This window comes from Variovorax sp. YR752, from assembly GCF_943372545.1.
The window spans coordinates 1-9,444 of record NZ_CALRZC010000282.1; the positions used below are offsets into that span (position 1 = coordinate 1).

Below are 9,444 nucleotides of genomic sequence, written 5' to 3' on the forward strand. Positions count from 1 at the left end.
CCGCTCTGTCGCGCGGGGCCCCGCGCTTCGCGAACGAAGCGTCAGAACCTCATCAGGCGTTGCCCAGCCTCAGGTCGGGGTAGCGCACGTGCTCCACCAGTTCCTGCGTTTCCTTCTTGGGCGCGGGCGTCAGCAGGCTGACGATGATGATCACCGCGAAGCCGATCGGCACGCCGAACAGGCCGGCCGAGATCGGCTGGATGTCCCACCACAGTTCCACCGGCCGGGTCACACCGAACACGCCACGCAGCCAGGGCTGGGTGGTGGCCATGTAGTAGAACGTCGTGCCCAGGCCTGCGATCATGCCCAGCGACGCACCCCACTTGTTGGCGCGCTTCCAGAAGATGCCGAGCGTCAGCGCCGGGAAGAACGCCGCCGCCGCGAACGAGAACGCCGCCGAGACCAGGAACAGGATGTCCGCCGGCTTCTGCGCCGCCACCGAGGCAGCCGCGAGGGCCACGACCAGCAGCAGGATCTTCGAGATCATCACGCGGCGCGCGGTGGGCGCGTTCGGGTCGATCATCTTGTAGTACAGGTCGTGCGACAGCGCGTTGGCGATCGTCAGCAGCAGGCCGTCGGCAGTCGACAGCGCCGCCGCGAGGCCGCCCGCCGCCACCATGCCCGACACCACGTAGGGCAGGCCACCGATTTCCGGCGTGGCCAGCACGATGATGTCGCCGCCGATCTTCATCTCGCCGAGCTGGAAGATGCCGTCCTTGTTGATGTCCACCACCGACAGCAGGCCCGGGTCGACGCGCGACCAGCTGGAGATCCAGCGTGGCAACTGATCGAACGGCGTGCCCACCAGCACGTTGAACACCTCGTACTTGACCAGCACGGCCAGGGCCGGGGCGGTGAAGTACAGCAGGAAGATGAAGAACAGGCTCCAGAACACCGACTCGCGCGCCTCCTTCACCGACGGCGTGGTGTAGTAGCGCATCAGGATGTGCGGCAGCGCGGCCGTACCCACCATCAGGCAGAACACCAGGGCCAGGAAGTTGCGGCGTGACACGTCGAAGGCCTTCTTCGCCGCGTCGTCGCCGTTCGGGTCGCCGGCGAACACCTGCGCGTGGTTGGGCATGCCGCCCAGCGGCTTGGCACGGCCTTCGTTGGCCGCCTTGGCCGCCGTCCAGGCCTTCTTCGCGTCGGCTTCGTTGGCCGGCACCGCGGCCAGCGCCTTCTCGGCCGCCTGCACTTCGGCCACCGGGGCGTTGGCGGCCTTCAGCTCGGTCAGCTTGGCTTCTGCCGCGGCCTTCTCTGCGGTCAACGCGGCCGGGATGTCCTTCAGCTTGGCGCCGAACTCATCCGCCTTGGCCTTGAACGCGGCAACGACCTCCAGTTCCTTCGGGTCCTTGCGCAGTTCGTCGCCCTTGGCAGTGACCTTCTGCAGCTGGTAGCCGTAGATCGCCTGCGGGACCGGCACGCCGGTCTGCTTCACCGACAGCCACACCACCGGGATCATGTAGGCAATGATCAGGATGATGTACTGGGCCACCTGCGTCCAGGTCACGGCGCGCATGCCGCCGAGGAACGAACAGACCAGGATGCCGCCCAGGCCGACGAAGATGCCGACCTCGAAGGCCAGACCCGACAGCCGCGCGGTGATCACGCCCACGCCGTAGATCTGCGCCACCACGTAGGTGAAGGAGCACAGGATCGCCGCGACGATGCCCAGGAAGCGCGGCAGGTTGCCTTCGTAGCGTGCGCCCAGGAAGTCAGGGATCGTGAACTGCCCGAACTTGCGCAGGTACGGTGCCAGGAACAGCGCCACCAGGCAGTAGCCGCCGGTCCATCCGAGGATGAACGCCAGGCCGCCGAAGCCGGTGAGGTACAGCGTACCGGCCATGCCGATGAACGAGGCCGCGCTCATCCAGTCGGCGCCGGTGGCCATGCCGTTGTAGATCGCAGGCACGCGCCGCCCGGCCACGTAGTACTCGGCCGCATCCGAGGTGCGGCTCATGATGCCGATGCCGGCATACAGCGCCACGGTGGCGAGCAGGAAGATGAAGCCGATCCAGTTGCGCGGCAGACCCATCTGCTCGAGCACCGCGAGGACCACGACGAAGGCAATGAAGCCGCCGGTGTACCAGGCGTAGACCTTGTTCAGCTGCGCCTTGAAGGCCTTGTTGGCCGCGGCACCACCGCCGGTGCCATGTTCGAAACTTACGCCAGCCATGTCATTCCTCCTCGGCAACGCCGAACTGCTGGTCCAGCCGGTTCATGTACCGGGCATAGAACCAGATGATCGCGACATAGACGATCAGCGCGCCCTGGGCCGCGACCCAGAAGCTGAACGGCCAGCCAAAGAACGTGAAGTTCAGGTCACGGGCGAAGAACCCGATCACGAACGTCACGAAGAACCAGATACCGAGCAGAACCGCGGTGATCCGCAGGTTCGCACGCCAGTACTGGTGGTGCCTTTCCGACAATTGCATCGCAGTGCCTCCTAGGTTGCCTAACTCCGGGCTTGCGCCCGGCCCTCAATCCACCGCGTTGCGCGGCTTACTACTCACTTGATTCACGTCGCCAGGCCGGTCTCGCGCTCGAGCTGCTCGGCCACCCTGGGCTCGAAGCGCTTGAGGTGGCGGATGATCTTGCGGGTCTCGTCGGGCTGCTGCCGGTCCAGTTGCACGCGGGCCAGCTGGTACCAGCCGTACGGGCTCATCGGTTGCAGCTTGGTGTTGCGTTCCAGCGCCTCGACGGCTTCGTCCAGGCGGCGCAGGCGGATCAGCGTGAGGCCCAGACCGTACCAGGCACGGTCGAGTTTCGGATTGAGCTCGACCGCCCGGCGAAAGGCCGGGATGGCCTCGTCGTAGCGGCCGGCGTCCTCGAGCAGGTAGGCGAGGTTGAACCAGTCGGCGGCACTGCGCTCCGGGTGGTGGGCGACCAGGGCCTGCGCGTCGGCGATCGCCGCCTCTCGTGCTCCGCGCTGCGCGCGCACCATGGTGCGGCTGGACAGCGCATACGGGTCTGCCGGCCACTGCGCCAGCATGGCGTCGAAGCTGCGCTCGGCGGCTGCATTGCGGCCGAACACCAACTCCACGATCGCGCGCATCTTCAGGCGCCAGTAGCCCAGCGGCTTGGACATCAGCGGCATTGTTCGACTCCGATCTGCAGGCACAGGTTGATCTTGACGATAGTGCTGAACACCCACACCGTGGACAGCAGCACGAACGCGGCCAGCGGGATGTGCCGGTCGATGACGACCTTCGGCGTGATCAGGCGCATGCCCTTGACGAACGGGCCGGTCAGCACCTGAAGCAGCTTGTAGAAGAAGTTGCCCTCGCGCTTCTGGCCAGCCAGCACGCCGAGCAGGAACTGACCCGCCAGCGCCATCAGGGCGATCTCGGCAATCAGCTTCACGGCAGACACGAACAGCAGCATCCGGCACCCAAGTCAGGAAAGTGCAAGACTGTCGTCCGGAAGCGCTTACAGGTTTCTGACAACTAGGGGTTGACTTCGCGCTTCCCCCCTTCGGGCAAACCCGCGGTCGGACCCTGCAAGGCCTGCCAGTCGGCCGGCCCGAGGCACCATGCGAAAATGCGCGCCTTTCCCAGAAGGCTCCGCACCATGGACATCGAACGCATCAACCAGATCGGCACCTCGCTGGCGGACCTGACCTCGCGCACCGAAGCGCTGCGGAGGTATCTTTGACTACGACCGCAAAGCACTGCGGCTGAACGAGGTCAACGCCGCGCTCGAGAACCCGAACGTCTGGAACGAGCCCAAGCGCGCCCAGGAACTGGGGCGCGAGAAGAAGTCGCTGGAGACCGTGGTCGGCACGATCGACCACCTGGCCAGCAACCTCTCCGACAACACCGAGCTGTACGAGATGTCGAAGGCCGATGCGGACTTCGACGGCCTGGCCGCGATCGAGGACGAGGCGGCGAAGCTGCGGGAGATCGTCGAGCAGCTCGAGTTCCGCCGCATGTTCAACAACCCGGCGGACCCGAGCAACTGCTTCATCGACATCCAGGCCGGCGCCGGCGGCACCGAGGCCTGCGACTGGGCGCAGATGCTGCTGCGCCAGTACCTCAAGTACTGCGAGCGCAAGGGCTTCAAGACCGAGGTGATGGAAGAGACCGAGGGCGACGTGGCGGGCATCCGCAGCGCCACCATCAAGGTCGAGGGCGAGTACGCCTTCGGCCTGCTGCGCACCGAGACCGGCGTGCACCGCCTCGTGCGCAAGAGCCCGTTCGACTCGTCGGGCGGGCGGCACACCTCGTTCGCCAGCCTGTTCGTCTACCCCGAGGTCGATGACTCGATCGAGATCGAGATCAACCCGGCCGACGTGCGCACCGACACCTTCCGCGCCAGCGGCGCCGGCGGCCAGCACATCAACAAGACCGACTCGGCGGTGCGACTGACGCACATCCCGACCGGCATCGTGGTGCAGTGCCAGAACGACCGCTCGCAGCACCGCAACCGCGACGAGGCCTGGCAGATGCTGCGCTCGCGCCTGTACGAGCACGAGATGCGCAAGCAGATGGAGGCGCAGCAGAAGCTCGAGGACACCAAGACCGACGTCGGCTGGGGCCACCAGATCCGCAGCTACGTGCTCGACCAGAGCCGCATCAAGGACCTGCGCACCAACGTCGAGATCAGCAACACGCAGAAGGTGCTCGACGGCGACCTCGACGCCTTGATCGAAGCCAGCCTCAAGCAAGGCGTGTGACGTGGCGGCCAAGATTCAAGGCTTCCTCTTCGACCTCGACGGCACGCTGATCGACAGCATGCCGCACCACCACGACGCCTGGGTGGCGTGGCATGCGCGGCGCGGGCTGTCGATCGATGCCGATGCCTTCTTCGCCGCCACGGCCGGGCGCTCGAACGACGAGATCCTGGCGGACATGTTCCCGCAGGCCTCGGCCGACGAGCGGCTCGCGATGGCGCACGAGAAGGAGACGCTGTACCGCGAGATCGCGGCGCCGAAGCTCGCGCTGATCGCCGGCGCGCAGGCCTTCGTCGAACAATCGCTCGCCGCCGGCATCCGCCTGGCGGTGTGCACCGCCTCGACGCCGGAGAACATGGCGCTCGCCTTTGCGCGATACCCGATCGACCGCTGGGTCGAGACCGTGGTCAGCCCCGCCGATGGCCTGCGCGGCAAGCCGCACCCCGACATCTTCCTCGAGGCGGCGCGCCGCCTCGGCCTCGAGCCCGCCCGCTGCATCGTCTTCGAGGATGCCCCGCTGGGCATCGAAGGCGCGCGCCGCGCCGGCATGGGCGCGGTGGCGCTGACCACCACGCTGCCGACCGCGGCGTTCGCCGGCTTCCCCAACCTGCTCGCGAGCGCGGCGGACTTCCGCACGCTCGATCCCCTTGCCCTGACGAAAGAAGACCACCATGCGTGAAGGCAATGCCCAGGCCGTACGGCGCGCGGACTACGCCGCCCCCGCCTACTGGATCCGCAGCGTCGAGCTGACGTTCGACCTCGACCCCGTGCGCACCATCGTCGCCAGCCGCTTGAGCATCGAGCGCAACGCCGCGGCCGCCGGCGGAGCGCTGCGCCTGCACGGCGAAGACCTGGAGCCGCTGCGCGTGCTCGCCAACGGGCAGAGCGTGTCGTTCCGCGTCGATGGCGGCGAGCTGGTGATCGACAGCCCGCCCGAGGGCGACTTCACGCTGGAGATCCGCAACACCTGCGCGCCGGAGAAGAACACCCATCTCTCCGGCCTGTACACCTCCGGCGGCGGCTTCTTCACGCAGTGCGAGGCCGAAGGCTTTCGCCGCATCACCTACTTCCTCGACCGCCCGGACGTGATGGCGGTCTACACGGTGACGCTGCGCGCCAACAAGTCGCGCTACCCGGTGCTGCTGTCCAACGGCAACCTGGTCGAGCAGGGCGAACTGGACAACGGCCGCCACTATGCCAAGTGGCACGACCCGTTCCCGAAGCCGAGCTATCTGTTCGCGCTGGTCGCCGCCGACCTGGTGGCCCGCGAGCAGCACATCCGCACCCGCTCCGGCAAGGACCACCTGCTGCAGGTCTGGGTGCGCCGCGGCGATCTCGACAAGACCGAGCACGCGATGAACTCGCTGATCGCCTCGGTGGTGTGGGACGAGGCGCGCTTCAGGCTGCCGCTCGATCTGGACCGCTTCATGATCGTCGCCGTCGGCGACTTCAACATGGGCGCGATGGAGAACAAGGGCCTGAACATCTTCAACACGAAGTACGTTCTGGCCCAGCCCGCCACCGCGACGGACACCGACTACGCCGGCATCGAGAGCGTGGTCGGCCACGAGTACTTCCACAACTGGACGGGCAACCGCATCACCTGCCGCGACTGGTTCCAGCTCAGCCTGAAGGAGGGCCTGACGGTCTTCCGCGACCAGGAGTTCAGCATGGACATGTCGGGCTCGGCGACGGCGCGCGCGGTCAAGCGCATCGGCGACGTGCGCCAGCTGCGCGAGTGGCAGTACCCGGAAGACGCCGGCACGATGGCGCACCCGGTGCGCCCCGACGAGTACGTCGAGATCAACAACTTCTACACCGCCACCGTCTACGAGAAGGGCGCCGAGGTGGTGCGCATGATGCAGACGCTGGTCGGCCGCGAGGGCTTCGCCAAGGGCATGTCGCTGTACTTCGAGCGCCACGACGGCCAGGCGGTCACCTGCGACGACTTCGCCCAGGCGATCGCCGACGCCAACCCGGGCAGCGAGCTCGCTCGAACGCTACCGCAGTTCAAGCGCTGGTACGGGCAGGCCGGCACGCCGCAGGTCACCGCGCGGGGCCGCTGGGATGCGCCGACGCGCAGCTACACGCTGGCGCTGGAGCAGCATTGCGCGCCGACGCACGGCCAGGCCGACAAGCAGCCGTTCGTGATCCCGGTGGCGATGGGCCTGCTGTCGCGCGATGGCCGGCCGATGGCGCTGCGCCTCGAGGACGAACCTGCCGAGCGCGCCGCCACCGAGCGCGTGCTGGTGCTCGAGGAAGCGAAGACCTTCTACACCTTCGTCGACGTCGATGCCGAGCCGGTGCCCTCGCTGCTGCGCCACTTCTCGGCGCCGGTGAACCTGGCCGACGGCCTCGCCGATGCCGACCTGCTGGTGCTGCTCGCGCATGACGGCGACCCCTTCAACCGCTGGGAGGCCGGCCAGCGCCTGGCGCTGAACCGCATCCTCGCCGCGGTGCGCGAGGGCATGCCGCTGCAGCTCGACGCGGCCTTCGTGGAAGCCATGCGCGGCGTGCTGCGCCATGCCGAGCTCGACGCCGCGTTCAAGGAACTGGTGCTGACGCCGCCGTCGGAGATCTACATCGCCGAGCAGCTCGAGGTCGTCGACCCGGCGGCCATCCACACCGCCCGCGAGGCGATGATGCTGCAGCTCGCGCAGGCGCTGCGCGCCGACTGGGAGTGGGCCTGGGAGGCCCACCAAGTCAGCGGCCCGTACGCGCCGCTGCCGCTGCCGGCCGGCCGCCGCGCGCTGGCCAACCTGGCGCTGGCCATGCTGTGCCTGGACGCCACCGCCCGCGGCGACGTGCTCTGGCAGGGCAAGGCCTACCAGCGCTTCAAGGACGCGGCCAACATGACCGACCGCCAGGGCGCGCTGTGGGCGCTGCTGGCCGCGCATTCGGAGATGGCCGACCTGGCGCTGCAACGCTTCCACGACCAGTTCCGCGACGACCCGCTGGTCATCGACAAGTGGTTCGCCGCACAGGCCGGCGCGCCCGAGCGTGACGGCCGCGTGTTCGCGCGCTGCAAGGCGCTGCTCAAGCACCCGGACTTCGCGCTGCACAACCCGAACCGCGCGCGCAGCCTGGTGCGCACGCTGTGCGGCGACAACCCCTCGGCCTTCCACCGTACCGACGCGGCGGGCTACGTGTTCTGGTCGGAGCGTGTGATCGAGCTGGATGCCATCAACCCGCAGCTGGCCTCGCGCATCGCCCGTGCGCTGGACCGCTGGGCCAAGCTCGCAGAGCCCTACCGCAGCGCAGCGCGCGAGGCAGTGGCGCGGGTCGCGGCACGGCCCGATCTCTCGAACGACGTGCGTGAAGTGGTCACGCGAGCCCTGGAGTCCTGACATGTTGAACCCCCAAGCTCACTCCGTTCGCTGCCCCCCGAGGGGGCGCTCAGTGCCCTTCGGGCGGCCGGGCGGGCACTGAGATGGCCAAGCGAATCAGCCTGACGCAGTACCTCGTCGAACAGCAGCGCGAGCACGGCCACATCCCGGCCGAGCTGCGGCTGCTCATCGAGGTGGTCGCACGTGCCTGCAAGACGATCGCGATCTCGGTCAACAAGGGCGCGCTCGGCGAGGTGCTGGGCAGCGCGCACACCGAGAACGTGCAGGGCGAGGTGCAGAAGAAGCTCGACATCATCTCCAACGAGGTGCTGATCGAGGCCAACGAATGGGGCGGCCATCTCGCGGCGATGGCCAGCGAGGAGATGGACTCGATCCACGTCGTGCCCAACCGCTATCCGCAAGGCGAGTACCTGCTGCTGTTCGACCCGCTGGACGGCTCGTCGAACATCGACGTCAACGTCAGCATCGGCACCATCTTCTCGGTGCTGCGCAAGGTGGGGCACCACCGCGGTGTCAGCGAGCAGGATTTCCTGCAGGCCGGGCGTGCCCAGGCCGCCGCCGGCTACTGCGTCTACGGCCCGCAGACCATGCTGGTGCTGACCGTCGGCGAAGGCGTGGCGATGTTCACGCTCGACCGCGAGATGGGCTCGTGGGTGCTGACCGCCGACCAGGTGCAGATCCCGGCGGACACGAAGGAGTTCGCGGTCAACATGTCGAACATGCGCCACTGGGCGAGCCCGATGAGGCGCTACATCGACGAATGCCTGTCCGGCAAGGAGGGCCCGCGCGGCAAGGACTTCAACATGCGCTGGGTGGCCAGCATGGTGGCGGACGTGCACCGCATCCTGACCCGCGGCGGCGTGTTCATGTACCCGTGGGACAAGCGCGAGCCCGACAAGCCCGGCAAGCTGCGCCTGCTCTACGAGGCCAACCCGATGAGCTTCCTGATCGAGCAGGCCGGCGGCATGTCGACCAATGGCACGCAGCGCATCCTCGACATCGTGCCGGGCAAGCTGCACGAGCGCGTCAGCGTGATGCTCGGCTCGAAGAACGAGGTCGAGCGGATCACCGCCTACCACTCCGAGCAGGCCTGATGGGCCAGCTCTTCCTGGTGCGCCATGGCCAGGCCTCGTTCGGCAGCGACGACTACGACCGCCTGAGCGATCTCGGCCGCCGCCAGTGCGTGCGGCTCGGCGAATACTTCCGCGAGGCCGGCATCGTCTTCGAGGCCGCGCTGACCGGCACGCTGAAGCGCCAGGTCGACTCGCTGGCCTGCATCGCGCAGGGCATGCAGATGGCCCCCGAGGCGCAGGCCTGGCCGGGCCTGAACGAGTACGACGGCGATGCGCTGGTGGCGGCGCTGAAGCCCGGCCCGATTCCGCCGTTGAACTCGCCGGACGGCGCGCGTGCCCACTTCCGCCTGCT

General features: G+C 67.9%; 9 protein-coding genes. 5 read left to right on the plus strand and 4 right to left on the minus strand.

Annotated elements, in window-relative coordinates; all coding sequences use genetic code 11:
- Positions 1–52 precede the first annotated feature (52 nt).
- The 4 genes from AAG801_RS37035 to AAG801_RS37050 all read right to left on the minus strand — a co-directional run bounded on the left by AAG801_RS37035 (position 53) and on the right by AAG801_RS37050 (position 3,372).
- Positions 53–2,176: a sodium:solute symporter family protein gene (locus AAG801_RS37035; RefSeq protein WP_341892913.1), complete on the minus strand. Its 2,124-nt coding sequence runs from the start codon at positions 2,174–2,176 to the stop codon at positions 53–55.
- Between the two features lies 1 nt (position 2,177).
- Entirely contained in the window at positions 2,178–2,435 is a 258-nt protein-coding gene (locus AAG801_RS37040) for a DUF4212 domain-containing protein (RefSeq protein WP_341892914.1), read from the minus strand.
- Between the two features lie 83 nt (positions 2,436–2,518).
- The gene (locus AAG801_RS37045; RefSeq protein ID WP_341892915.1) at positions 2,519–3,088 is read right to left on the minus strand and encodes a tetratricopeptide repeat protein; all 570 of its coding nucleotides are present in this window, start codon (positions 3,086–3,088) and stop codon (positions 2,519–2,521) included.
- Positions 3,088–3,372 (minus strand): hypothetical protein, encoded by a 285-nt coding sequence (locus tag AAG801_RS37050; RefSeq protein WP_341892916.1) that lies wholly within the window; start codon positions 3,370–3,372, stop codon positions 3,088–3,090. Before AAG801_RS37050 ends, AAG801_RS37045 begins: the two co-directional genes overlap by 1 nt.
- A 198-nt stretch (positions 3,373–3,570) precedes the next feature.
- Here AAG801_RS37050 and prfB point away from each other — a divergent pair.
- The 5 genes from prfB to AAG801_RS37075 all read left to right on the plus strand — a co-directional run.
- A protein-coding gene (gene prfB, locus AAG801_RS37055) for a peptide chain release factor 2 (RefSeq protein WP_341892917.1) occupies positions 3,571–4,675 on the plus strand; the annotation gives its coding sequence in 2 pieces (ribosomal slippage) (positions 3,571–3,651 and positions 3,653–4,675; 1,104 coding nt in all).
- A gap of 1 nt (position 4,676) precedes the next feature.
- The gene (locus tag AAG801_RS37060) at positions 4,677–5,351 is read left to right on the plus strand and encodes an HAD family phosphatase (protein WP_341892918.1); all 675 of its coding nucleotides are present in this window, start codon (positions 4,677–4,679) and stop codon (positions 5,349–5,351) included.
- The gene (pepN, locus tag AAG801_RS37065; protein WP_341892919.1) at positions 5,344–8,019 is read left to right on the plus strand and encodes an aminopeptidase N; all 2,676 of its coding nucleotides are present in this window, start codon (positions 5,344–5,346) and stop codon (positions 8,017–8,019) included. The genes AAG801_RS37060 and pepN overlap by 8 nt, the downstream gene beginning before the upstream one ends.
- An 83-nt stretch (positions 8,020–8,102) precedes the next feature.
- On the plus strand, positions 8,103–9,113 hold the full coding sequence (locus tag AAG801_RS37070) for a class 1 fructose-bisphosphatase (RefSeq protein WP_341892920.1): 1,011 nt from the start codon (positions 8,103–8,105) through the stop codon (positions 9,111–9,113).
- Positions 9,113–9,444 (plus strand): phosphoglycerate mutase family protein (locus AAG801_RS37075; RefSeq protein WP_341892921.1); only part of this gene is annotated, 332 nt, incomplete at its 3' end. The genes AAG801_RS37070 and AAG801_RS37075, both read left to right, overlap by 1 nt.

Excerpts from the sequence above, each read along its gene's own strand:
- AAG801_RS37045 (WP_341892915.1), bottom strand. The coding sequence starts at position 3,088 with ATGTCCAAGCCGCTGGGCTACTGGCGCCTGAAGATGCGCGCGATCGTG.
- AAG801_RS37070 (WP_341892920.1), top strand. The coding sequence starts at position 8,103 with ATGGCCAAGCGAATCAGCCTGACGCAGTACCTCGTCGAACAGCAGCGC.
- AAG801_RS37040 (WP_341892914.1), bottom strand. The coding sequence starts at position 2,435 with ATGCAATTGTCGGAAAGGCACCACCAGTACTGGCGTGCGAACCTGCGG.
- AAG801_RS37035 (WP_341892913.1), bottom strand. The coding sequence starts at position 2,176 with ATGGCTGGCGTAAGTTTCGAACATGGCACCGGCGGTGGTGCCGCGGCC.
- pepN (WP_341892919.1), top strand. The coding sequence starts at position 5,344 with ATGCGTGAAGGCAATGCCCAGGCCGTACGGCGCGCGGACTACGCCGCC.